Genomic DNA, 25,505 nt, shown 5'->3' with positions numbered 1-25,505 from the left:
ATCCGGGGGTGGGAGCGCAGCGACCGTTTGGCGCAGCCAAACACAGCGAGAGGAGGTGCAGCGAAGCAAACCGTAGGCGCTGTACCCCGGATGAATCCCGGAGCGAAGGAACCCGAGCCTAAGCGAGGGCCGAACGTCAGGGTAAAGCCCTTTGGTTACTTTGGGGCGTTTGCCAAAGTGACCCGCCGTAAGGGCGGAACCCTAAGCAGCCGCTACCGCAGCAACGGATATACACCCAAAAACATCAGACAACAAAAAGGCGCCCGAAGGCGCCCTCTTGTCTTACAGCCGTCAGGCCATCTCAGCCGTGGTTTCGAAGTCAAACGTCAACTCACCATCCTTGATGTCGATGTGCACCACACCGCCATGCTCGGCCAGCTCGCCAAACAGAATCTCCTCCGCCAGCGGACGCTTGATCTTGTCCTGGATCAGACGCGCCATCGGACGTGCGCCCATCGCCGAGTCATAACCACCCGCCGCCAGCCAGCTACGCGCGGCATCAGTGACCTCAAGCAGCACACGCTTGTCTTCCAGCTGCGCCTGCAGTTCGGTAAGGAACTTGTCCACCACACTTTTGATGACCTCATGGCTGAGGCGACCAAACTGGATAATGGTGTCCAGACGGTTACGGAATTCCGGCGTGAAGCTCTTCTTGATCACTTCCATCGCATCGGACGAATGATCCTGATGAGTGAAACCGATCGAAGCACGCGCCGCAGTTTCGGCACCGGCGTTGGTGGTCATGATCACGATCACATTGCGGAAATCCGCCTTGCGCCCGTTGTTGTCGGTGAGCGTGCCGTGGTCCATCACCTGCAGCAGCAGGTTGAAGACTTCCGGATGCGCCTTCTCGATTTCATCGAGCAGCAATACGCAGTGCGGTTGCTTGGTGATCGCTTCGGTCAACAGACCGCCCTGATCAAAGCCGACATAGCCCGGAGGCGCACCGATCAGACGCGATACGGTGTGACGCTCCATGTACTCGGACATGTCGAAGCGCACCAGTTCGATGCCCAGCGCCTTGGCCAGTTGCCGCGCGGCCTCGGTTTTACCGACACCGGTGGGCCCTGCGAACAGGAACGAACCGACAGGCTTGTCAGGCGACTTGAGCCCGGCACGAGACAGCTTGATCGCGGTCGACAGCGAATCGATCGCCGCGTCCTGACCAAATACCGTCAGCTTCAGGTCACGCTCCAGATTGCGCAGCAGTTCCTTGTCGGAGCTGGTGACATGTTTCGGCGGAATCCGCGCGATTTTCGCCACGATGTCTTCAACCTGTGGCACGTCAATGCGCTTCACGCGCTTGTCGGCCGGCTGCAGACGCTGGTAGGCACCCGCTTCGTCGATCACGTCGATGGCCTTGTCCGGCATGTGCCGGTCATTGATATAACGCGATGCCAGTTCAGCAGCCGCGCGCAACGACTCATCGCTGTATTCGATGTTGTGGTGCTGCTCGAAACGCCCCTTCAGGCCGCGCAGGATACCGATGGTGTCCTCCACCGACGGCTCGACAACATCGACTTTCTGGAAGCGTCGTGCCAACGCACGATCCTTCTCGAAGATGCCGCGAAATTCCTGGAACGTGGTCGAGCCGATGCAGCGGATGTCGCCAGACGATAGCAGCGGCTTGAGCAGGTTCGAGGCATCCATCACGCCACCGGACGCGGCACCCGCACCGATGATGGTGTGGATCTCGTCGATGAACAGGATCGCCTGCGGACGTTTTTTCAGTTCATTGAGCAGCGCCTTGAAGCGCTTCTCGAAATCACCGCGATACTTGGTGCCTGCAAGCAGAGCGCCGAGGTCGAGCGAATAGACGACGCTGTTGGCCAGCAGATCCGGCACCTGGTTGTCGACAATGCGCTTGGCCAGGCCTTCGGCAATCGCGGTTTTACCCACGCCCGCCTCGCCCACCAACAGCGGATTGTTCTTGCGTCGACGCGCGAGGATCTGCGCGACACGCTCGACTTCCGTCTCACGACCGACCAGCGGATCGATCCGCCCCTGGCGAGCAAGTTCGTTGAGATTGCTGGCATAAGCGTCCAGCGGATTGCCTGAAGAAGAAGACTCACCGCCCTCGTCGTCCTGCATATCTTGTTCACCTTCAGAGTGATCGCCATGCCCCGGCACCTTGGAGATGCCATGGGCGATATAGTTGACGACATCAATGCGCGCAACGCTCTGCTGTTTCAGCAGGAACACGGCCTGACTCTCTTGCTCACTGAAGATTGCAACCAGCACGTTGGCGCCAGTCACTTCGCGTTTGCCCGAGCTCTGTACATGAAAAACAGCACGTTGCAGTACACGCTGGAAGCCCAGGGTCGGCTGGGTTTCGCGATCTTCGTCGTGGACGGGGATCAATGGCGTGGTTGAGTCGATGAACTCCTGCAGGTCGTGCTTGAGTTTGTCGAGGTTTGCGCCGCAGGCACGCAATACGGTGGCGGCAGCCTCATTGTCCAATAGGGCCAGCAGCAGGTGTTCGACGGTCATGAATTCATGACGCTTCGAACGAGCCTCCTTGAAGGCAAGATTGAGGGTGACTTCGAGCTCGCGGTTTAACATAGCTTCACCTCATACCCAAGTGGTCGGCGATTAACCGTCCTTCTCGATTTCACAGAGTAGCGGATGCTGGCTTTCCCTGGCGTACTGGTTGACCTGCATGGCCTTTGTCTCGGCGATGTCGCGGGTAAACACTCCACATACTGCCCGTCCTTCTGTGTGAACGGCCAGCATGACCTTGGTCGCCAGCTCGCGATTCAGGTTAAAAAACACCTCGAGCACTTCGACGACGAAATCCATCGGTGTGTAGTCATCGTTGAACAAAACCACCTTGTACATCGGCGGCGCCTGTAACGCAGGCTTTGCTTCCTGAACAGCAACGCCTGCCGAATCGTCGTCGTGCTCCTGTGGAAGATCCTTCTGGAGAAGCGGGCGATCCTGATTGAATGTTAGTCGAATCTGGCTGATTGCATGCATGGAAAGAAAGGTTCGTCAGTTGTGCAAATACAGTGGTGGGGGCGGCTGTACACCTTTTCAACTCCGACTGCCCGGTCACCTTGACTATCGGGAAAACGGTGTTACAACCAATAGAGCCCACAGTGGGTAAAAAAGATCCGCGGAGTCAATCTTTTTAACGGATTCGATTGCGGATGAATTGGATGATACTCCAGCGATGGAGACTGTTGCAGAGGGATTTGAGCATGGCTGTCGGCAAGGTGAAATGGTTCAACAATGCCAAGGGGTTCGGTTTCATTAACACCGACTCCCGCGAGGGGAAGGACGAGGATGGCAAGGAGATCGATTTCTTTGCCCATTACTCCGCCATTGAAATGGACGGGTACAAAACCCTTAAAGCCGGGCAAGAAGTCAAATTCGAGATCGTGCAAGGGCCCAAAGGCCTGCACGCCACAAAAATTCAGAATGTCGAGGCCGCAAAAGATAGTGCCTCGACAGCCGCTCATCACCAATCCGTGACCAGCTGAAGCCAACCGGACACCTGCCAGAAAACAAACCGCCCGGCTCGATCACTCGAGCCGGGCGGCTTTGTTGCAACTGCCTTTCTTACATGTGCTTGACGATCGCTTCACCGAAGCCCGAAGAAGACACCAGCGTGGCGCCTTCCATCAGACGTTCGAAGTCGTAAGTCACGGTCTTGGCCTTGATGGCGCCATTGGTGCCCTTGATGATCAGGTCAGCCGCTTCGGTCCAGCCCAGATGACGCAGCATCATCTCGGCCGACAGAATCACCGAGCCCGGGTTGACCTGGTCCTTGCCGGCGTACTTCGGCGCGGTACCGTGGGTCGCCTCGAACATCGCCACGGTATCCGACAGGTTGGCACCCGGCGCGATACCGATACCGCCCACTTCAGCCGCCAGGGCATCGGAGAGGTAGTCACCGTTGAGGTTCAGCGTGGCGATCACATCGTATTCGGCCGGACGCAGCAGGATCTGCTGGAGCATGGCGTCGGCAATGGCATCCTTGACGATGACCTCACGGCCGGTTTTCGGGTTCTTGAATTTCATCCATGGGCCGCCATCGAGCAGCTCGGCGCCGAATTCTTCCTTCGCCACCTCGTAACCCCAGTCCTTGAAGGCACCTTCGGTGAATTTCATGATGTTGCCCTTGTGCACGATGGTCAGCGACTTGCGGTCGTTGTCCACCACGTATTGCAAGGCCTTACGCACCAGACGTTTGGTGCCTTCCTTGGAAACAGGCTTGATGCCGATACCGCAATCCTGGTCAAAACGGATCTTGGTGACGCCCATTTCTTCTTTCAGAAACTTGATGACTTTGGTGGCCTCAGGAGAGCCGGCCTTCCATTCGATGCCGGCATAGATGTCTTCGGAGTTCTCGCGGAAGATCACCATGTCGACGTCGCCAGGCTTTTTCACCGGGCTCGGCACGCCTTCGAACCACACCACAGGGCGCAGGCAGACATAGAGATCGAGCTGCTGGCGCAGGGCCACGTTGAGGGAGCGGATGCCGCCACCGACCGGGGTGGTCAGCGGGCCTTTGATGGAGACCACGTAATCCTTGACGGCGTCCAGGGTTTCCTGGGGCAGCCAGGTATCCTGGTCATAGACCTGAGTCGCTTTTTCGCCAGCATAAACCTCCATCCAGGAAATCTTGCGCTTGCCCCCGTAGGCCTTGGCCACGGCAGCATCAACCACTTTGATCATCACCGGGCTGACGTCGACGCCAATGCCGTCACCTTCAATGAAGGGGATGATCGGGTTATCAGGAACATTGAGAGAATGGTCTGCATTGACGGTGATTTTGTCGCCGACGGCTGGAACCTGAATCTTCTTGTAACCCATGCTGAACTCCATTGTTTGGATTGAACATCTGGCTTGGTTCGAGCGTAACCCAGTTAAATCAACACGCAAACCCTCTGTTCACGACGCGGGCACATCTGGTTTCGTACAAGCCTGAAAGCAAAGGGAAAAGCGCCAAACTCAAGCATTCCCGGCGACTCTACGCCCCACCCCGCCCTGCGACCTTTAGACCAATGGACGAGACCGGTTGCATATGAACCATCGGCAGATTGCCAGCTACCTATGTATAATGCCGCCCGCTGACCAAAGGGTCACGACGGCTGGCCTCTCTAGCACGAGACTTTCCGCCTGATTGGTCGGGTTGTTACCGCAACCTGACTGCTTGACGCTCAACGATGCACCCAACATCACCGCGAAGATTCTCGACATTCGGTTCATGGATGACTTTGAACGAACGCGCTTACCCGGCGCCCCTCGAGTTTCTGCGCACGCTTTAGCAAAGAAGAGAGAGTTAATCCGAATATGCCCACCCGCTCGAAGATCATCTATACCTTCACCGACGAAGCTCCAGCCCTCGCCACCTATTCCCTGCTGCCGATCATCGAGGCTTACACCGCCTCGGCCGATATCGCCGTGGAAACCCGCGATATCTCTCTTGCAGCACGCATCCTGGCCAGCTTCCCCGAGCAACTGGGCGAAAAAGCCGTAGCCGACCACCTCGCCGAACTGGGCGCCCTGGCCGTTACGCCTGAAGCCAACATCATCAAGCTGCCGAACATCAGTGCTTCGGTACCTCAGCTGCAAGCGGCAATCAAAGAGCTGCAAGCCCAGGGTTACAACCTGCCGGACTACCCGGAAACCGTGACCAACGACGCCGAAAAAGAAGCCAAGGCGCGTTACGACAAGGTCAAGGGCAGCGCCGTGAACCCGGTTCTGCGTGAAGGCAACTCCGACCGCCGTGCTCCGCTGTCGGTCAAGAACTATGCGCGCAAGCACCCGCACAAAATGGGCGCCTGGGCCAAAGACTCCAAGTCCCACGTCGCTCACATGAGCACCGGCGATTTCTACGGCAGCGAAAAAGCTGCCCTGATCGACGCCGCTGACGCTGTGAAGATCGAACTGATCGCCAAAGATGGCACCGCGACCGTCCTGAAAGAAAAAACCAGCGTTCAGGCCGGCGAGATCCTCGACTGCGCCGTGATGAGCAAAAACGCCCTGCGCGCGTTCATCGCCGCTGAAATCGACAGCGCCAAGGCGCAAGGCGTACTGCTCTCGGTGCACCTGAAAGCGACCATGATGAAGGTTTCCGACCCGATCATGTTCGGCCAGATCGTTGCCGAGTTCTATAAAGACGCCCTGACCAAGCACGCTGACGTGCTGGCCCAGATCGGCTTCAACCTGAACAACGGCATTGGCGATCTGTACGCGCGCATCAAGGCCCTGCCGGCCGAGCAGCAAGCGCAGATCGAAGCCGATATCGCCGCGGTCTACGCCGCGCGTCCGTCGCTGGCGATGGTCAACTCCGACAAGGGCATCACCAACCTGCACGTGCCGAGCGACGTCATCGTCGACGCCTCGATGCCGGCGATGATCCGTGACTCCGGCAAGATGTGGGGCACCGACGGTCAACTGCACGACACCAAGGCAGTGATCCCGGATCGTTGCTACGCCACCATCTACCAGGCCGTGATCGAAGATTGCAAAGCCAACGGCGCGTTCGATCCGACCACCATGGGCAGCGTGCCAAACGTTGGCCTGATGGCGAAGAAAGCCGAAGAGTACGGCTCGCACGACAAGACGTTCCAGATCAAGGCTGACGGCGTGGTTCGCGTCACCGACAGCAAGGGCAACCTGCTGATGGAACAGGCTGTTGAAGCCGGCGACATCTTCCGCATGTGCCAGACCAAAGACGCGCCGATTCAGGACTGGGTCAAACTGGCCGTCAACCGCGCTCGCGCCAGCAGCACCCCGGCGATCTTCTGGCTGGACCCGATGCGCGCCCACGACGGCGTGGTCATCGAGAAGGTTCAGGCGTACCTGAAGGATCACGACACCAGCGGCCTGGACATCCAGATCATGGCGCCGGTCGATGCCATGAAGTACACCCTGCAGCGCACCCGCGAAGGCAAGGACACCATTTCGGTGACCGGCAACGTCCTGCGCGACTACCTGACCGACCTGTTCCCGATCATGGAACTGGGCACCAGCGCCAAGATGCTGTCGATCGTGCCGCTGATGAACGGCGGTGGCCTGTTCGAAACCGGCGCTGGCGGTTCGGCACCGAAGCACGTGCAGCAACTGGTCGAAGAAAACTTCCTGCGCTGGGATTCGCTGGGCGAATTCCTCGCGCTGGCAGCGTCCCTCGAGCATTTGGGTGTGAACTACAACAACCCGAAAGCACTGATTCTGTCCAAGACCCTGGATCAGGCCACTGGCCAGTTCCTCGACAACAACAAGTCGCCATCGCGCAAAGTCGGCAACATCGACAACCGCGGCAGCCACTTCTACCTGGCGCTGTACTGGGCTCAGGCCCTGGCCGCCCAGACCGAAGACGCTGCACTGCAAGCGCAGTTCGCGACGCTGGCCAAAACCCTGACCGAGAACGAGGCGACCATCGTTGCCGAACTCAACGCCGTGCAGGGCAAGCCAGTGGACATCGGTGGTTACTACCACGCCGACGCCGAGCTGATCAGCAAGGCAATGCGCCCAAGCGCAACCTTCAACGCGGCGATTGCTGCGCTGGTTTAAGGTTGTAAGGGAACATCACAAACCCCGGCCCTGTGCCGGGGTTTGTGTTTCCAAACACAACACGAAACCCTGTGGGAGCTGGCTTGCCAGCGATAGCGGTGGATCAGGCACTTTCAATGGTGAATGATAAGCCGCCATCGCTGGCAAGCCAGCTCCCACAGTGAATCGGTTAAACCTGGATATTGAGGAAGGTTTTATGGAATGGCTCCCCCACATCACCGTAGCCACCATCGTCGAAGACAATGGCCGCTTTCTGATGGTCGAAGAACACAAGGCCGGGCGTAACGTGCTGAACCAGCCCGCCGGCCATCTCGACCCGGACGAAACCCTGATTGACGCCGCCATCCGCGAAACCCTTGAGGAAACCGGCTGGGACGTCGAACCCACCGGCGTGATCGGGATTTACCTGTACACCGCGCCGAGCAACGGCGTGACGTATCAACGCGTGTGCTTCAGCGCCAAAGCGGTGAAACACCACCCGGACTATCAACTCGACGACGGCATCGTCGGCGCCAAGTGGTTGACCCGCAGCGAATTAATCGCCCAGCGCGACAATTGGCGCAGCGAGCTGATCATCCGCTGCATCGACGACTATCTGGCCGGCCATCACTTCAGTCTGGAACTGATCCGCCCTTCTCTTTAGCCTTGAGGCCGTGAGCCTGCTAGAATCGCGTCCTTTTTCAAGACACTCATTGAATCCCTATGCGTGATCCAGCCCATTCTGACACATCCAAGAAGCGCGTCATTGTCGGCATGTCCGGCGGCGTGGACTCTTCCGTTTCCGCTCTCCTGCTGATCGAGCAGGGTTACGAGGTGGAAGGCCTGTTCATGAAGAACTGGGAAGAAGACGACGGAACGGAATACTGCACCGCCATGGATGACCTGGCGGATGCCCAGGCCGTGTGCGACAAGATCGGCATAAAGCTGCACACCGCCAACTTTGCCGCCGAGTACTGGGACAACGTGTTCGAGCACTTCCTCGCCGAATACAAGGCCGGTCGCACGCCGAACCCGGACATCCTGTGCAACCGCGAGATCAAGTTCAAGGCATTCCTCGACTACGCCATGATGCTTGGCGCCGACCTGATCGCCACCGGCCACTATGTGCGCCGTCGCGACATCGATGGCCGCACCGAACTGCTCAAGGGCCTCGATCCGAACAAGGACCAGAGCTATTTCCTGCACGCCGTCGGCGGCGAACAGATTGCCAAGACCCTGTTCCCGGTCGGTGAACTGGAAAAGCCCGAAGTGCGTGCGATTGCCGAGAAATACGAGCTGGCGACCGCCAAGAAGAAGGATTCCACCGGAATCTGCTTCATCGGCGAACGACGCTTCAGCGATTTCCTCAAGCAATACCTGCCGGCGCAACCGGGCGAGATCAAGACCACCGAAGGCGAGGTCATCGGCCGTCACCACGGCTTGATGTACCACACCATCGGTCAGCGTCAGGGCCTGGGTATCGGCGGTCTGAAAGATGCCGGCGACGAGCCGTGGTACGTGTTGCGCAAGGATCTGGACACCAACGAGCTGATCGTCGGTCAGGGCAACAACCATCCGTGGCTGTTCTCCAGCGCCCTGCTCGCCTCGGAAATCTACTGGGTCAATCCGATCGACCTGAGCCAGCCACTGCGCCTCACCGCCAAAGTGCGTTATCGCCAGAGCGACCAGGCTTGCACCCTGGAAAAAACCGCCAGCGGCTATCGCGCCGTGTTCGACGAGCCGCAGCGCGCTGTCACCCCGGGCCAGTCCGTGGTGTTCTACGACGGTGAAATCTGCCTCGGCGGCGGCGTGATCGAAGTTGCCGAGCCGTGGAGCGGCCAGGCATGAGCCCGACTCAGGAGCAACTGACGGCGCTGGGCGGCGTGTTTCTCGCCGCCGTGCTGGTCGACCGGATCGCCAAGACCGGGCAGACCAGCGAGGCCGGCCTGAGCTGCATGCTCGGCAGCCTGCTGGTACGCGACCCGAAGGACACACTGGATGTGTACGGCGGCGACGACCTCAATCTGCGCGAAGGCTACCGTGCATTGATCGGCGCTCTTGAGCGCGACCCCAGCACCCTGCAGCGCGAGCCGCTGCGCTACGCCCTGTCGATGCTCGGCCTTGAGCGGCAATTGGCCAAACGAGACGACATGCTCGACACCATCGGCAAGCGCTTGCCGCAGATCCAGTCACAGGTCGAACATTTCGGCCCGGCCCACGAAAACGTGATCGCCGCTTGCGGTGCGCTGTATCAGGACACTTTGAGCACACTGCGCCAGCGGATTCAGGTGCATGGCGACATGCGCAACCTGCAACAACCGAGCAATGCCTCGAAAATCCGCGCCTTGCTGCTGGCCGGCATCCGTTCGGCGCGCCTGTGGCGACAGCTCGGCGGCCACCGCTGGCAGTTGGTGATCAGCCGGCGCAAGCTGCTCAAAGAGCTGTATCCGTTGATGCGCAGCGAGTAAATCGTCGCGCGATAAAAGTTTTGTAGTCTGTAGCGCGTAATACGCCGGTCAGTTGGCAACGGACCGGCGGATTTTTTCATGTATGATACGCGCCCCATTTCGTTGCCCGACTGTCCGAGAACACCCCATGCAGCTCTCTTCGCTCACTGCGGTTTCCCCTGTTGACGGCCGCTACGCCGGCAAAACCCAGGCCCTGCGCCCGATTTTCAGCGAGTACGGCCTGATCCGTGCCCGCGTCCTGGTTGAAGTGCGCTGGCTCCAGCGCCTGGCCGCCCACGCCGGTATCCCGGAAGTGCCCGCCTTCTCCGCCGAGGCCAACGCCGTTCTGAATGAACTGGCTGAAAACTTCTCGCTGGAGCACGCCGAGCGCGTCAAAGAGATCGAGCGCACCACCAACCACGACGTCAAGGCGATCGAATACCTGCTCAAAGAGCAGGCGGCCAAACTGCCGGAGCTGGCCAAGGTCAGCGAGTTCATTCACTTTGCCTGCACCAGTGAAGACATCAACAACCTGTCCCACGCCCTGATGCTGCGCGAAGGCCGTGACGACGTGATGCTGCCGCTGATGCGCCAGACTGCCAACGCCATCCGCGAACTGGCGATCCGTTTCGCCGACGTGCCGATGCTGTCGCGCACTCACGGCCAGCCGGCCTCCCCAACCACACTGGGCAAAGAGCTGGCGAACGTGGTTTACCGCCTCGAGCGTCAGATCGCTCAAGTCGCTGCCGTGCCGCTGCTGGGCAAGATCAACGGTGCCGTGGGCAACTACAATGCGCACCTGTCGGCCTACCCGCAGATCGACTGGGAAGCCAACGCCCGTGCGTTCATCGAAGACGAGCTGGGCCTGGGCTTCAACCCGTACACCACACAGATCGAACCGCACGACTACATCGCCGAGCTGTTTGACGCCATTGCGCGCTTCAACACCATCCTGATCGACTTTGACCGTGACATCTGGGGCTACATCTCCCTGGGTTACTTCAAGCAGCGCACCATCGCTGGCGAAATCGGTTCGTCGACCATGCCGCACAAGGTCAACCCGATCGACTTCGAAAACTCCGAAGGCAACCTGGGCATCGCCAACGCACTGTTCCAGCACCTGGCGAGCAAGCTGCCGATCTCCCGCTGGCAGCGCGACCTGACCGACTCCACCGTACTGCGCAACCTCGGCGTGGGCTTCGCTCACAGCGTGATCGCCTACGAAGCCAGCCTCAAAGGCATCAGCAAACTCGAGCTCAACGCCGACAAGATTGCTGCCGATCTGGACGCTTGCTGGGAAGTATTGGCCGAGCCGATCCAGACCGTAATGCGCCGCTACAACATCGAAAACCCGTACGAGAAGCTGAAAGAACTGACCCGCGGCAAGGGCATCAGCCCTGAAGCGCTGCAGACTTTCATCGACGGCCTGGACATGCCAGCCGAAGCGAAAGCCGAGCTGAAACAGCTGACCCCGGCCAACTACATCGGTAACGCTGTAGCGCAAGCCAGACGCATCTGATTCACCGCTTGACCCGTTTGAGACGCCCGGCCGCGCCGGGCGTTTTTATTCCCGTCTGAAAAATGCTTTTTTTCAATAGGTTACACATGAATCCTGATACTCCTCTTCAACTTCTGGGCGGTCTTACGGCGCGCGAATTCATGCGCGATTACTGGCAGAAAAAGCCGCTGCTGATCCGTCAGGCCATTCCTGACTTCGAAAGCCCGATCGACGCCGACGAACTGGCCGGCCTGGCCCTGGAAGAAGAGGTCGAGTCGCGCCTGGTGATCGAGCACGGCGAGCGCCCGTGGGAGCTGCGTCGCGGCCCGTTCGCCGAAGACGAATTCAGCAAACTGCCGGAAAAAGAGTGGACTTTGCTCGTTCAGGCCGTTGATCAATTCGTCCCGGAAGTCAGCGAACTGCTGGAAAATTTCCGCTTCCTGCCGAGCTGGCGCGTCGATGACGTGATGATCAGCTTCGCCGCTCCGGGTGGCAGCGTCGGTCCGCACTTCGACAACTACGACGTATTCCTGCTGCAAGGCCACGGCAAGCGCAACTGGAAGATCGGCCAGATGTGCGACTCCGAGAGCCCGCTGCTGCAACACGCGGATCTGCGCATCCTCGCCGAATTCCACGAAACCGAAGAGTGGGTGCTGGAACCGGGCGACATGCTCTACCTGCCACCGCGCCTGGCCCACTGCGGTGTCGCGGTCGACAACTGCATGACCTACTCGGTCGGTTTCCGCGCGCCGAGCGCCTCTGAAGTGTTGACCCATTTCACTGACTTCCTCAGCCAGTTCCTGACTGACGAAGAACGCTACACCGACGCCGATGCGAAACCGGTCAGCGATGATCCGCATCAGATCCAGCACGACGCACTCGGCCGCCTGAAAAGCCTGCTCGCCGAACACATGAGCGACGAACGCCTGCTGCTGACCTGGTTCGGCCAGTACATGACCGAGCCGCGCTACCCGGAACTGGTGGTCGGCCCGGAAGACGTTGAAGAAGATGACTTCCTCAATGCCCTGCAGGACGGTGCGGTGCTGATCCGCAACCCGAGCGCGCGCCTGGCCTGGTCGGAAGTCGATGACGATCTGCTGCTGTTCGCCAGCGGTCAGAGCCGTTACCTGCCGGGCAAGCTGCGCGAGTTGTTGAAGATGATCTGCGCCGCCGATGCGCTGCACGTCGACAACCTCGGCGAGTGGCTGAACGACGACGACGGTCGCGGCCTGCTGTGTGAGCTGGTCAAACAGGGCAGCCTGGGATTTGCCGATGAATAAGATTCGCGTACGTGTCGCAGACTGGCAAAAGGACAACGCCGAGATCCGGCGCATTCGTGAAACGGTGTTCATCGCCGAACAATCAGTGCCACCCGAGCTTGAATGGGACGCCGATGACGCGACCGCCGTACATTTCCTGGCGTTCGAAGGCGACTTTCCGATCGGCACCGCGCGCCTGCTGCCCGACGGGCACATTGGCCGGGTGTCGGTACTGAAGGACTGGCGCGGGATGAAGGTGGGCGATGCGCTGATGCAAGCGGTCATCGCCGAAGCCGAAGCCCGCGGCCTGCAGCAGCAGATGCTCAGCGCGCAGGTACAGGCCACAGCGTTCTATGAGCGCCTGGGCTTCAGCCTGGTCAGTGAGGAATTCCTTGAAGCCGGGATTCCGCATGTCGATATGGTTCGGCATTCGGCTTGATCAGTAGAGCTCCTGAGACCTCCATTGATTTTGTGATCTCTGGAGATCNTCAGTGAGGAATTCCTTGAAGCCGGGATTCCGCATGTCGATATGGTTCGGCATTCGGCTTGATCAGTAGAGCTCCTGAGACCTCCATTGATTTTGTGATCTCTGGAGATCCTGTGGTGAGGGGATTTATCCCCGATGGGTCGCGGAGCGGCCCCAAAATTTCAGGTCTGCTTCGCAGCCATCGGGGATAAATCCCCTCACCACAAAGGCCCTTGAGCGCCCACTCAAAACGCCCCGCCATTTTCGGATGCCGGGGCGTTTTGCTGTCTACGATTCAACTTGCCCCACCCCGGGCCGACAAACTGGCAATATCAAGCCTTTCGAAAGCGGAGATAACGGACATGTCCCTACGCACCCTGCTCACCACCCTGCTGCTCGGCTGCAGTTTTTCGGTGATGGCAGCCACAGAAATCGTGCCCCTCAATTACCGCACTAGCGCAGATATGCTGCCGATGGCGCAGGACTTCATCGGCAAGGACGGTCAGGTCAGCGCCTATGGCAATCAACTGATCATCAAGGCCGAGCCGGACAAGATCCAGGAACTCAAGGCGCTGATCAGTCAACTCGACACTGCGCCCAAACGCCTGCTGATCACGGTCGATACCAATGAAAACAACGACCGTGGCGATGAAGGCTACTCGGTCAACGGCGCCCAACCGAACCAGACCCGCATCATCAGCCGCAGCACCGCCAGTCGCGACGGCGGCGTGCAACAGGTGCAAGCCACCGACGGCATGCCGGCGCTGATTCAAGTCGGTCAAAGTGTGCCGATCACCAGCAGCCAGACCAACTCCTACGGCGATTACAGCAGCCAGACGCAATACCGCAACGTCACCCAGGGTTTCTATGTGACGGCAAGCGTTACCGGCGACATCGTTCACCTGGCAATCAGTACCAACCGTGACCGCATGAGCCAGGAACGTCCCGATGTAGTGAACGTGCAAAGTACCGACACAACAGTCAGCGGACGCCTGGGCGAATGGATCACTCTCGCCGGGGTGAATCGTCAGACTCAGGCCGACAAACAGGGGCTGACCCGCAGCTACTCGACTCAAGGCCGGGATGACATGACCTTGCGGGTCAAAGTCGACTCCCTGGACTAAAGCACCGAAAACTGACTGATTAGTCGTATTAGACGAAAGATGTAGTGCTTGAAAAAAAGCACTACAAATCGTTTGACGAGCCAAAAAAGCGAAGGCATGATGGCCTCGCTCCCGCTAATCAGAGGCCCTGGCAAGGGCCTTCGAAGTGACGTCCGCACCTACCCCGCGAACCGCTTCGTGTCTGTACCGCCCACAAGGTGTGTTTGACGAGGTTGCCGACTGGAACGAAGTTGTCCCGAGGGACGGAAGCGTAATTAGGTAACCCGGCTTCACGCTGTAGAACGTATAAAGGCCCACGACGCCCGAATGCGCACGCAGTCCGCCACTACCTGCTCACTTCCCCTCGAGCCCATCGTTCATCCCGTCGCCTACCCCGCCGAACCCGACCTGACCGCCTAAGCTTCTGGTCAGCGAGCGCAGGAATTTTCCACCGCAGAACAACTTTTCATAAAGACGCGACGAGGTTTATCTCCATGGCACTGACACGCGAACAGCAAATTGCAGCCCTTGAAAAAGACTGGGCTGAAAACCCGCGCTGGAAAGGCGTGACTCGCACTTACTCCGCTGCTGACGTCGTCCGTCTGCGTGGCTCGGTTCAACCTGAGCACACCTTTGCAAAAATGGGCGCCGAGAAGCTGTGGAACCTGGTGACCCAGGGTGCCAAGCCGTCCTTCCGCCCAGAGAAAGATTTCGTCAACTGCATGGGCGCCCTCACCGGCGGCCAGGCTGTTCAGCAGGTCAAAGCCGGTATCCAGGCGATCTACCTGTCGGGCTGGCAAGTGGCTGCGGACAACAACTCCGCCGAATCGATGTACCCGGACCAGTCGCTGTACCCGGTGGACTCGGTGCCAACCGTGGTCAAGCGCATCAACAACTCGTTCCGTCGTGCCGACCAGATCCAGTGGAAAGCCGGCAAGAACCCGGGTGACGAAGGCTACATCGACTACTTCGCGCCAATCGTGGCTGACGCCGAAGCCGGTTTCGGCGGCGTACTGAACGCCTACGAACTGATGAAGAGCATGATCGAAGCAGGCGCCGCCGGCGTGCACTTCGAAGACCAACTGGCTTCCGTGAAGAAGTGCGGCCACATGGGCGGCAAGGTGCTGGTTCCTACCCAGGAAGCCGTGCAGAAGCTGACCGCTGCTCGTCTGGCTGCCGACGTTGCCGGCGTACCGACCATTATCCTGGCCCGTACCGACGCCAACGCTGCCGACCTGCTGACTTCCGACTGCGACCCGTACGACCAGCCGTTCGTGACTGGCACCCGTACCCAGGAAGGTTTCTACAAGGTTCGCGCCGGTCTGGACCAGGCCATCGCCCGTGGCCTGGCCTACGCACCGTACGCCGACCTGATCTGGTGCGAAACCGCCAAGCCGGATCTGGAAGAAGCCCGTCGCTTCGCCGAAGCGATCAAAAAGGAATACCCGGACCAGATCCTGTCGTACAACTGCTCGCCTTCCTTCAACTGGAAGAAAAACCTGGACGACGCGACCATCGCCAAGTTCCAGCGCGAACTGTCCGCCATGGGCTACAAGCACCAGTTCATCACCCTGGCCGGCATTCACAACATGTGGCACAGCATGTTCAACCTGGCGCACGACTACGCCCGCAACGACATGACTGCCTACGTGAAGCTGCAGGAGCAGGAATTCGCTGACGCCGCCAAGGGTTACACCTTCGTGGCTCACCAGCAGGAAGTGGGCACCGGCTACTTCGACGACATGACCACCGTAATCCAGGGCGGCACGTCCTCGGTCACCGCGCTGACCGGTTCGACCGAAGAAGAACAGTTCCACTGATTCGGCTTCGCTGAGCAAACGGCCTTTGCGGATCGTATAAAAAGCTAACCGCAAAGCCGCAAGACTGACGCCCCGACTGGTTCGGGGCGTTTTTTTTGCCCGCAGAATTCCACCGCCCTGCAGGAACTGCCGCAGGCTGCGATCTTTTGATCTTGTCTTTAAAAAGCAAAGTCAAAAGATCGCAGCCTTCGGCAGCTCCTACAAAGGGTAGATCCTGCAACGACCCTTGTGGGAGCGAGCCTGCTCGCGAAAGCGTAGTGTCGCCTGCACATGCGGCGACTGACCCACCGCATTCGCGAGCAGGCTCACTCCCACAGGTTTCGTCTTCAGCCCCCGAGACAAAACATTGACCCAGAGCGGTATAGACGACACAAAAATCAGCTAAAACGCTCGCCACCGCTACTTGCAGTAACAGGCATATAAGACAACTTTCTGTTTACTGCACCGCTAAACAGTTACAAAACCAGTGCAAACGATATCAATTATCATTTAGCAGCAACTATGTTCGTTACATTTCCCACAAAACATAATTCGCCAAAACCTGGCTAATGCCCGCACTGCAAGGGCTACAGGGTACCGGAGGTACGCTATGTCCTTATTCCAATAAATAATTTCGCTATAGGAATTTTACTTGCCGGGTGTTTAGCCATAAAATCAGCGCGATTGATTGCTGCGACATATCGTCACTGCCTATTTCTTTATCAAGCTCAGAGACCTTTGCTCTCTGTTAAGGATTACCAGCATGCCCGAAGCGACAGGACTCATGGCCCACAACTGGGGCTTTGCCATTTTCCTTCTGGGTGTCGTCGGCCTGTGCGCCTTCATGCTTGGCGTCTCCAGCCTCCTCGGGTCAAAAGCCTGGGGCCGCAGCAAAAACGAACCGTTCGAGTCCGGCATGCTACCTACAGGTGGCGCCCGCTTGCGGCTCTCAGCCAAATTCTATCTGGTCGCGATGCTGTTCGTGATCTTCGATATCGAAGCCCTCTTTCTCTTTGCATGGTCTGTGTCCGTCCGCGAAAGCGGCTGGACCGGATTCGTCGAAGCTCTCGTTTTCATAGCAATTCTGTTGGCAGGTCTTGTCTACCTGTTCCGAGTGGGCGCCCTTGACTGGGCTCCGGAAGCTCGTCGCAAGCGGCAGGCGAAGCTGAAACAATGAGGCTTTGGCAATGCAATACAATCTCACCAGAATCGACCCCGATGCTCCTAACGAGCAGTATCCGATCGGCGAACGGGAAACCGTTTCCGATCCGTTAGAGGATCAAGTCCACAAAAACATTTTCATGGGCAAGCTCGAAGACGTGCTGAGTGGCGCGGTCAACTGGGGGCGTAAAAACTCCCTGTGGCCGTACAACTTCGGCCTTTCGTGCTGCTACGTGGAAATGACCACCGCCTTCACGGCGCCCCACGACATCGCGCGCTTTGGCGCCGAAGTTATCCGGGCATCACCGCGTCAGGCCGACTTCATGGTTATCGCCGGTACCTGCTTCATCAAGATGGCGCCGATCATTCAGCGTCTCTACGAGCAGATGCTCGAACCGAAGTGGGTGATATCCATGGGTTCGTGCGCCAACTCCGGTGGCATGTACGACATCTACTCCGTGGTTCAAGGGGTGGACAAGTTCCTGCCCGTGGACGTCTACGTACCTGGCTGCCCGCCTCGTCCGGAAGCATTCCTTCAAGGCTTGATGCTGTTGCAGGAATCGATCGGACAGGAGCGTCGTCCGCTTTCCTGGGTCGTTGGCGACCAAGGCGTTTATCGCGCCGACATGCCTTCGCAAAAGGAACAGCGCCGCGAACAGCGAATCGCAGTCACCAACCTGCGCAGCCCTGACGAAGTCTGATCCAGTCTGTTTCAAAGAAACGAGAAGCTGGCTTCATTCTTTACGTTGACCGAAAGCGAAAAAATAACCATGACTACAGGCAGCGCTCTGTACATCCCGCCTTATAAGGCAGACGACCAGGATGTGGTCGTCGAATTGAACAACCGTTTTGGCGCCGAAGCGTTCACCGCTCAGTCGACCCGCACCGGCATGCCGGTGCTGTGGGTGGCGCGCGCCAGACTCGTCGAAGTCCTGACCTTCCTGCGCAACCTGCCCAAGCCGTACGTCATGCTCTATGACCTGCACGGCGTGGACGAGCGTCTGCGCACCAAGCGTCAGGGGCTGCCATCGGGCGCCGACTTCACCGTGTTCTATCACCTCATGTCGCTTGAGCGTAATAGTGACGTGATGATCAAAGTCGCCTTGTCCGAAAGCGACCTGAGCTTGCCGACCGTCACCAGCATCTGGCCGAACGCCAACTGGTACGAGCGTGAAGTCTGGGACATGTACGGCATCGACTTCAAAGGCCACCCGCACCTGTCGCGCATCATGATGCCGCCGACCTGGGAAGGTCACCCGCTGCGCAAGGACTTCCCGGCGCGCGCCACCGAATTCGATCCGTTCAGCCTCAACCTCGCCAAGCAGCAGCTTGAGGAAGAAGCCGCGCGCTTCCGTCCTGAAGACTGGGGCATGAAGCGTTCCGGGGCCAACGAGGACTACATGTTCCTCAACCTGGGTCCGAACCACCCTTCGGCGCACGGTGCGTTCCGCATCATTCTGCAGCTGGACGGTGAAGAGATCGTCGACTGCGTGCCGGACATCGGTTACCACCACCGTGGCGCCGAGAAGATGGCCGAGCGTCAGTCCTGGCACAGCTTCATTCCGTACACCGACCGTATCGACTACCTCGGCGGCGTGATGAACAACCTGCCGTACGTGCTCTCGGTCGAGAAGCTGGCCGGCATCAAGGTGCCAGAGAAGGTCGACGTCATCCGCATCATGATGGCCGAGTTCTTCCGGATCACCAGCCACCTGCTGTTCCTCGGTACCTACATCCAGGACGTCGGCGCCATGACTCCGGTGTTCTTCACCTTCACCGACCGCCAGAAGGCGTACACGGTGATCGAAGCCATCACCGGTTTCCGTCTGCACCCGGCCTGGTACCGCATCGGTGGCGTCGCCCACGACCTGCCACGCGGCTGGGAAAAACTGGTGAAAGACTTCGTTGAATGGCTGCCGAAGCGCCTCGACGAATACACCAAGGCCGCCCTGCAGAACAGCATTCTCAAGGGTCGTACCATCGGCGTTGCCCAGTACAACACCAAAGAGGCGCTGGAATGGGGCGTCACCGGTGCCGGCCTGCGTTCCACCGGTTGCGACTTCGACCTGCGTAAAGCACGTCCATACTCCGGCTACGAGAACTTCGAGTTCGAAGTGCCGCTGGCTGCCAACGGCGATGCCTACGACCGCTGCATGGTGCGCGTCGAAGAGATGCGCCAGAGCGTCAAGATCATCGATCAGTGCCTGCGCAACATGCCGGAAGGCCCGTACAAGGCGGATCACCCGCTGACCACGCCGCCGCCGAAAGAGCGCACGCTGCAGCACATCGAAACCCTGATCACGCACTTCCTGCAGGTTTCGTGGGGCCCGGTCATGCCGGCCAACGAATCCTTCCAGATGATCGAAGCGACCAAGGGCATCAACAGTTATTACCTGACGAGCGACGGCGGCACCATGAGCTACCGTACCCGGATCCGTACTCCGAGCTTCGCGCATCTGCAACAGATCCCTTCGGTGATCAAAGGCAGCATGGTCGCGGACTTGATTGCGTACCTGGGTAGTATCGACTTCGTTATGGCCGACGTGGACCGCTAAGCATGAACAGCACGCTTATCCAGACAGACCGTTTCACCTTGAGTGAAACCGAGCGCTCGGCCATCGAGCACGAGCTGCATCACTACGAAGACCCGCGCGCGGCGTCGATCGAAGCCCTGAAGATCGTTCAGAAAGAACGCGGCTGGGTGCCGGATGGCGCCCTGTACGCGATCGGCGAGATCCTCGGCATCCCGGCCAGCGACGTTGAAGGTGTGGCGACGTTCTACAGCCAGATCTTCCGCCAGCCGGTCGGCCGCCACATCATCCGCGTCTGCGACAGCATGGTCTGCTACATCGGCGGCCACGAGTCGGTGGTCAGCGAAATCCAGAACAATCTGGGCATCGGCCTGGGTCAGACCACCGCCGACGGTCGTTTCACCCTGCTGCCGGTCTGCTGCCTCGGCAACTGCGACAAGGCACCGGCGCTGATGATCGACGACGACACCTTTGGCGACGTGCAGCCTGCCGGCGTGGCCAAACTGCTCGAGGGCTACGTATGACCCTGACATCTTTTGGTCCTGCCAACCGCATCAAGCGTTCGGCCGAGACTCACCCGCTGACCTGGCGCCTGCGTGATGACGGCGAGGCCGTGTGGCTCGACGAATACCAGGCCAAGAACGGCTACGCCGCTGCGCGCAAAGCCTTCGCCGACATGGCTCAGGACGACATCGTCCAGACCGTGAAAGACGCCGGCCTCAAAGGTCGCGGCGGTGCAGGCTTCCCCACTGGCGTGAAGTGGGGCCTGATGCCCAAGGACGAATCCATCAACATCCGCTACCTGCTGTGCAACGCGGACGAGATGGAGCCGAACACCTGGAAAGACCGCATGCTGATGGAGCAACTGCCCCATCTGCTGATCGAAGGCATGCTGATCAGTGCCCGCGCACTGAAAACCTACCGTGGCTACATCTTCCTGCGTGGCGAGTACACCACCGCCGCCAAGCACCTCAACCGTGCCGTGGAAGAAGCCAAGGCTGCAGGCCTGCTGGGTAAAAACATTCTGGGCAGCGGTTTCGACTTCGAACTGTTCGTCCACACCGGCGCCGGGCGTTACATCTGCGGTGAAGAAACCGCACTGATCAACTCCCTCGAAGGCCGCCGCGCCAACCCGCGCTCCAAGCCGCCCTTCCCTGCCGCCGTCGGCGTGTGGGGCAAGCCGACCTGCGTGAACAACGTCGAAACCCTGTGCAACGTGCCGGCGATCATTGCCGACGGCGTTGACTGGTACAAATCGTTGGCCCGCGAAGGCAGCGAAGACATGGGCACCAAGCTCATGGGCTTCTCCGGCAAGGTGAAGAATCCGGGCCTGTGGGAACTGCCGTTCGGCGTTACCGGTCGCGAGCTGTTCGAAGACTACGCCGGCGGCATGCGCGACGGTTACAAGCTCAAGGCCTGGCAGCCAGGTGGCGCCGGTACCGGTTTCCTGTTGCCAGAACACCTCGACGCACAAATGTACGCCGGCGGCATCGCCAAAGTGGGCACCCGGATGGGTACCGGCCTGGCGATGGCGGTGGACGACAGCGTCAACATGGTCTCCCTGCTGCGCAACATGGAGCAGTTCTTCGCTCGCGAATCCTGCGGTTTCTGCACCCCGTGCCGTGATGGCTTGCCATGGAGCGTCAAGCTCTTGATGGCCATCGAAGAAGGTCGCGGTCAGCCAGGCGACATCGAGACCCTGCTGGGTCTGGTCGGCTTCCTCGGCCCAGGCAAGACCTTCTGTGCTCACGCACCGGGTGCCGTGGAGCCGCTGGGCAGTGCCATCAAATACTTCCGTCCAGAGTTCGAAGCCGGTATTGCGCCTGCAAGCGCCGCCGTCCCGCCTCTGGCAAGGCCGATCGTAATCGGCGCGTAAACGCTTAAAAAGGCGAAGGGTCCGTGCCCTTCGCCTTTCGTCCGATGACGCCTTTCGGGGCTGACTGGATTCGGACGGATAACAAGATTCCATTAGCCACGCCCGCTGACACCGGGCCAACGAAGACCTTTGAACCATGGCCACTATCCACGTAGACGGCAAAGCGCTCGAAGTCGACGGGGCAGACAACCTGTTACAGGCATGTCTGTCGCTGGGCCTCGACATCCCTTATTTCTGCTGGCACCCCGCGCTTGGTAGCGTCGGGGCCTGCCGCCAGTGCGCGGTCAAACAGTACACCGACGAGAACGACACCCGTGGTCGCATCGTCATGTCCTGCATGACCCCTGCCACCGACAACACCTGGATCTCCATCGACGATGAAGAATCCAAGGCGTTCCGCGCCAGCGTTGTCGAATGGCTGATGACCAACCACCCGCACGACTGCCCTGTGTGCGAGGAAGGCGGTCACTGCCACCTGCAAGACATGACGGTGATGACCGGCCACAACGAGCGCCGTTATCGCTTCACCAAACGCACCCACCAGAACCAGCAACTGGGCCCGTTCATTTCCCACGAAATGAACCGCTGCATCGCCTGCTACCGCTGCGTGCGTTTCTACAAGGATTACGCCGGCGGCACCGACCTCGGTGTATTCGGCGCCCACGACAACGTGTACTTCGGTCGCGTTGAAGACGGCACCCTCGAAAGCGAGTTCTCCGGCAACCTCACCGAGGTCTGCCCGACCGGTGTGTTCACCGACAAGACGCACTCCGAGCGCTACAACCGTAAATGGGACATGCAGTTCTCGCCGAGCATCTGCCATGGCTGCTCCAGCGGTTGCAACATCTCCCCGGGCGAGCGTTACGGCGAACTGCGTCGCATCGAAAACCGTTTCAACGGTTCGGTGAACCAGTACTTCCTGTGCGACCGTGGCCGTTTCGGTTATGGCTACGTCAACCGCACTGATCGTCCACGTCAGCCGCTGCTGGCCGACGGCACCAAGCTGAGCGTCGACGCTGCGCTGGATAAAGCCGCTGACCTGCTGCGCGGGCGCAACATCGTCGGTATCGGTTCGCCGCGTGCCAGCCTCGAAAGCAACTACGCGCTGCGCGAGCTGGTCGGTGCCGAGCACTTCTACTCCGGTATCGAAGCCTCCGAACTGGAGCGCATCCGCCTGGTCCTGCAAGTGCTGAAAGACAGCCCGTTGCCCGTGCCGAACATGCGTGACATCGAAGACCACGACGCCGTGTTCGTCCTTGGTGAAGACCTGACCCAGACCGCCGCCCGTATGGCGCTGGCCCTACGTCAGTCGGTCAAAGGCAAGGCCGAAGACATGGCCGAAGCCATGCGCGTGCAGCCATGGCTCGACGCTGCGGTGAAGAACATCGGTCAGCACGAACTGAACCCGCTGTTCATCGCCAGCCTGGCCGAAACCAAGCTCGACGACATCGCCGAAGAATGCGTTCACGCCGCTCCGGATGACCTGGCACGCCTCGGTTTCGCCGTGGCTCACGTGCTGGACGCCAGCGCCCCGGCCGTTGAAGGTCTGGACGCCGAAGCCCTTGAACTGGCCAAGCGCATCGCCGACGCCCTGCTCGCCGCCAAGCGTCCGCTGATCATCGCCGGTACTTCGCTGGGTTCCAAAGCCTTGATCGAAGCCGCGGCGAACATCGCCAAAGCCCTGAAGCTGCGCGAGAAGAACGGTTCGATCAGCCTGATCGTGCCGGAAGCCAACAGCCTCGGCCTGGCCATGCTCGGTGGCGAATCGGTCGACGCGGCGCTGCAAGCCGTGATCGATGGCAAGGCCGACGCCATCGTCGTGCTGGAAAACGATCTGTACACCCGCACCTCGAAAGCCAAGGTCGATGCCGCGCTGAACGCTGCGAAAGTAGTGATCGTTGCCGACCACCAGAAAACCGCCACCACCGATCGCGCGCAACTGGTCCTGCCAGCCGCTAGCTTCGCTGAAGGCGACGGTACGCTGGTCAGCCAGGAAGGCCGCGCCCAGCGCTTCTTCCAGGTTTTCGATCCGCAATACATGGATGCGAGCATCCTGGTTCACGAAGGCTGGCGCTGGCTGCACGCCCTGCGCTCGACCCTGCTGAACCAGCCGATCGACTGGACGCAACTCGACCACGTCACCGCTGCCGTGGCGTCGAGCACCGAGCAACTGGCGCGTATCGTCGATGCCGCGCCGTCTGCCGCGTTCCGCATCAAGGGTCTGAAACTGGCGCGTGAGCCGCTGCGTTATTCCGGTCGCACCGCGATGCGCGCCGACATCAGCGTTCACGAACCGCGCACCCCGCAAGACAAAGACACCGCGTTCGCCTTCTCCATGGAAGGTTACTCGGGCTCGGCCGAACCGCGTCAGCAGGTGCCATTCGCCTGGTCGCCGGGCTGGAACTCGCCGCAAGCCTGGAACAAGTTCCAGGACGAAGTCGGTGGTCACCTGCGTGCTGGCGACCCAGGCACCCGCCTGATCGAAAGCACCGGTGATTCGCTGAACTGGTTCGCTGCTGCTCCGCGCGCATTCAACCCGGCGCCGGGCACCTGGCAGGCCGTGCCGTTCTACCACCTGTTCGGCAGCGACGAAAACTCGTCGAAAGCCGCACCGGTACAGGAACGCATCCCGGCTCCGTACGTGGCGCTGGCCAAATCCGAAGCGGACCGCCTGGGCGTCAACGACGGTGCCCTGCTGAGCCTGAACGTGGCCGGCCAGACCCTGCGTCTGCCGCTGCGCATCAATGAAGAACTGGGCGCTGGTCTGGTGGCCTTGCCTGCGGGCATCGCCGGCATTCCACCGGCATTCGCCGGCCTGTCCGTCGACGGTCTGCAGGAGGCAGCGCAATGACCTGGTTCACCCCTGAAGTGATCGATGTGATCCTGACGGTCGTCAAAGCCATCGTGATTCTGCTGGCCGTTGTGGTCGCAGGCGCATTGCTCAGCTTTGTCGAACGTCGCCTGCTGGGCTGGTGGCAGGACCGTTACGGTCCGAACCGCGTTGGCCCGTTCGGCATGTTCCAGATCGCCGCCGACATGCTGAAGATGTTCTTCAAGGAAGACTGGACCCCGCCGTTTGCCGACAAGGTGATCTTCACCCTGGCACCGGTGGTGGCCATGTCCGCCCTGCTGATCGCCTTCGCGATCATCCCGATCACCCCGACCTGGGGCGTGGCGGATCTGAACATCGGCCTGCTGTTCTTCTTCGCCATGGCCGGTCTGTCGGTCTACGCGGTGCTGTTCGCCGGCTGGTCGAGCAACAACAAGTTCGCCCTGCTCGGCAGCTTGCGTGCCTCGGCGCAGACCGTGTCCTACGAAGTGTTCATGGGCCTGGCCCTGATGGGCATCGTGGTGCAGGTCGGCTCGTTCAACATGCGCGACATCGTCGAGTACCAGGCGCAGAACCTGTGGTTCATCATTCCGCAGTTCTTCGGCTTCTGTACTTTCTTCATCGCTGGCGTCGCCGTGACTCACCGTCACCCGTTCGACCAGCCGGAAGCGGAACAGGAACTGGCCGACGGTTACCACATTGAATACGCCGGTATGAAATGGGGCATGTTCTTCGTCGGTGAATACATCGGCATCATCCTGATCTCGGCGCTGCTGGTCACCCTGTTCTTCGGTGGCTGGCACGGTCCGTTCGGCATCCTGCCGCAACTGTCCTTCGTCTGGTTCGCACTGAAGACCGCGTTCTTCATCATGCTGTTCATCCTGCTGCGCGCTTCCATCCCGCGTCCGCGTTATGACCAGGTGATGGATTTCAGCTGGAAATTCTGCCTGCCACTGACCCTGATCAATTTGCTGATAACCGCTGCGGTTGTGTTGTGGAACACACCTGCGGTTGCGGTTCAGTGAGGATTTG

General features: G+C 59.7%; 20 protein-coding genes. 17 read left to right on the top strand and 3 right to left on the bottom strand.

What is annotated here, in order from left to right; all coding sequences use genetic code 11:
- Positions 1-291: 291 nt before the first annotated feature.
- Positions 292-2,562: an ATP-dependent Clp protease ATP-binding subunit ClpA gene (clpA, locus tag HXW87_RS14505; RefSeq protein WP_095666943.1), complete on the bottom strand. Its 2,271-nt coding sequence runs from the start codon at positions 2,560-2,562 to the stop codon at positions 292-294.
- 30 nt (positions 2,563-2,592) lie between these two features.
- Positions 2,593-2,976 carry an ATP-dependent Clp protease adapter ClpS gene (clpS, locus tag HXW87_RS14500; protein WP_011334948.1) on the bottom strand — a complete coding sequence of 128 codons (384 nt, stop codon included), beginning with the start codon at positions 2,974-2,976 and terminating at the stop codon, positions 2,593-2,595.
- A 224-nt stretch (positions 2,977-3,200) separates the two neighbouring features.
- On the opposite strand from clpS, the gene HXW87_RS14495 reads away from it, so the two are divergent.
- Positions 3,201-3,482, top strand: coding sequence for a cold shock domain-containing protein (locus HXW87_RS14495; protein WP_047292037.1), 282 nt, complete (start codon positions 3,201-3,203; stop codon positions 3,480-3,482).
- A 79-nt stretch (positions 3,483-3,561) separates the two neighbouring features.
- On the opposite strand, the gene icd is transcribed toward HXW87_RS14495, so the two are convergent.
- A complete protein-coding gene (icd, locus tag HXW87_RS14490) occupies positions 3,562-4,818 on the bottom strand; it encodes an NADP-dependent isocitrate dehydrogenase (protein ID WP_041073239.1) in 1,257 nt (418 codons plus the stop codon).
- A 480-nt stretch (positions 4,819-5,298) separates the two neighbouring features.
- Here icd and HXW87_RS14485 point away from each other — a divergent pair, with 480 nt between their 5' ends.
- From HXW87_RS14485 to nuoH, 16 genes are all read left to right on the top strand, one after another.
- The gene (locus HXW87_RS14485) at positions 5,299-7,524 is read left to right on the top strand and encodes an NADP-dependent isocitrate dehydrogenase (RefSeq protein WP_239779127.1); all 2,226 of its coding nucleotides are present in this window, start codon (positions 5,299-5,301) and stop codon (positions 7,522-7,524) included.
- A gap of 196 nt (positions 7,525-7,720) precedes the next feature.
- Positions 7,721-8,167: an NUDIX hydrolase gene (locus HXW87_RS14480; RefSeq protein ID WP_041073236.1), complete on the top strand. Its 447-nt coding sequence runs from the start codon at positions 7,721-7,723 to the stop codon at positions 8,165-8,167.
- 59 nt (positions 8,168-8,226) lie between these two features.
- Positions 8,227-9,351: a tRNA 2-thiouridine(34) synthase MnmA gene (gene mnmA / locus HXW87_RS14475; RefSeq protein WP_239779126.1), complete on the top strand. Its 1,125-nt coding sequence runs from the start codon at positions 8,227-8,229 to the stop codon at positions 9,349-9,351.
- Positions 9,348-9,971, top strand: a complete 624-nt coding sequence (gene hflD / locus HXW87_RS14470) for a high frequency lysogenization protein HflD (RefSeq protein WP_003223824.1) — start codon at positions 9,348-9,350, stop codon at positions 9,969-9,971. The genes mnmA and hflD overlap by 4 nt, the downstream gene beginning before the upstream one ends.
- Before the next feature lie 127 nt (positions 9,972-10,098).
- Complete coding sequence (gene purB, locus HXW87_RS14465; RefSeq protein WP_047291732.1) at positions 10,099-11,469, top strand: adenylosuccinate lyase; 1,371 nt, start codon at positions 10,099-10,101, stop codon at positions 11,467-11,469.
- Positions 11,470-11,555: 86 nt separating this feature from the next.
- The gene (locus HXW87_RS14460) at positions 11,556-12,728 is read left to right on the top strand and encodes a cupin domain-containing protein (protein WP_239779125.1); all 1,173 of its coding nucleotides are present in this window, start codon (positions 11,556-11,558) and stop codon (positions 12,726-12,728) included.
- Positions 12,721-13,146, top strand: coding sequence for a GNAT family N-acetyltransferase (locus tag HXW87_RS14455; protein ID WP_003223818.1), 426 nt, complete (start codon positions 12,721-12,723; stop codon positions 13,144-13,146). The genes HXW87_RS14460 and HXW87_RS14455 overlap by 8 nt, the downstream gene beginning before the upstream one ends.
- Positions 13,147-13,535: 389 nt before the next feature.
- The gene (locus tag HXW87_RS14450) at positions 13,536-14,297 is read left to right on the top strand and encodes a secretin N-terminal domain-containing protein (protein WP_047291730.1); all 762 of its coding nucleotides are present in this window, start codon (positions 13,536-13,538) and stop codon (positions 14,295-14,297) included.
- Positions 14,298-14,770: 473 nt separating this feature from the next.
- Complete coding sequence (aceA, locus tag HXW87_RS14445) at positions 14,771-16,096, top strand: isocitrate lyase (RefSeq protein ID WP_041073228.1); 1,326 nt, start codon at positions 14,771-14,773, stop codon at positions 16,094-16,096.
- A 742-nt stretch (positions 16,097-16,838) separates the two neighbouring features.
- Complete coding sequence (locus HXW87_RS14440) at positions 16,839-17,252, top strand: NADH-quinone oxidoreductase subunit A (protein WP_003223812.1); 414 nt, start codon at positions 16,839-16,841, stop codon at positions 17,250-17,252.
- A gap of 10 nt (positions 17,253-17,262) precedes the next feature.
- Positions 17,263-17,937 carry an NADH-quinone oxidoreductase subunit B gene (locus HXW87_RS14435; protein ID WP_003223809.1) on the top strand — a complete coding sequence of 225 codons (675 nt, stop codon included), beginning with the start codon at positions 17,263-17,265 and terminating at the stop codon, positions 17,935-17,937.
- 69 nt (positions 17,938-18,006) lie between these two features.
- Positions 18,007-19,791, top strand: a complete 1,785-nt coding sequence (gene nuoC, locus HXW87_RS14430; RefSeq protein WP_041073225.1) for an NADH-quinone oxidoreductase subunit C/D — start codon at positions 18,007-18,009, stop codon at positions 19,789-19,791.
- 2 nt (positions 19,792-19,793) lie between these two features.
- Positions 19,794-20,291, top strand: a complete 498-nt coding sequence (gene nuoE / locus HXW87_RS14425) for an NADH-quinone oxidoreductase subunit NuoE (RefSeq protein ID WP_003223804.1) — start codon at positions 19,794-19,796, stop codon at positions 20,289-20,291.
- Positions 20,288-21,643, top strand: coding sequence for an NADH-quinone oxidoreductase subunit NuoF (gene nuoF, locus HXW87_RS14420; protein WP_041073222.1), 1,356 nt, complete (start codon positions 20,288-20,290; stop codon positions 21,641-21,643). Before nuoE ends, nuoF begins: the two co-directional genes overlap by 4 nt.
- A gap of 136 nt (positions 21,644-21,779) precedes the next feature.
- A complete protein-coding gene (nuoG, locus tag HXW87_RS14415) occupies positions 21,780-24,494 on the top strand; it encodes an NADH-quinone oxidoreductase subunit NuoG (RefSeq protein ID WP_121184787.1) in 2,715 nt (904 codons plus the stop codon).
- Positions 24,491-25,498 (top strand): NADH-quinone oxidoreductase subunit NuoH, encoded by a 1,008-nt coding sequence (nuoH, locus tag HXW87_RS14410; RefSeq protein WP_047291723.1) that lies wholly within the window; start codon positions 24,491-24,493, stop codon positions 25,496-25,498. The genes nuoG and nuoH overlap by 4 nt, the downstream gene beginning before the upstream one ends.
- Positions 25,499-25,505: the final 7 nt, after the last annotated feature.

Origin of the sequence: Pseudomonas sp. Y5-11 (assembly GCF_022368695.1) — a bacterium.
Classification (GTDB): domain Bacteria; phylum Pseudomonadota; class Gammaproteobacteria; order Pseudomonadales; family Pseudomonadaceae; genus Aquipseudomonas; species Aquipseudomonas parakoreensis.
This window is presented reverse-complemented; position numbering and strand designations above follow the sequence as displayed.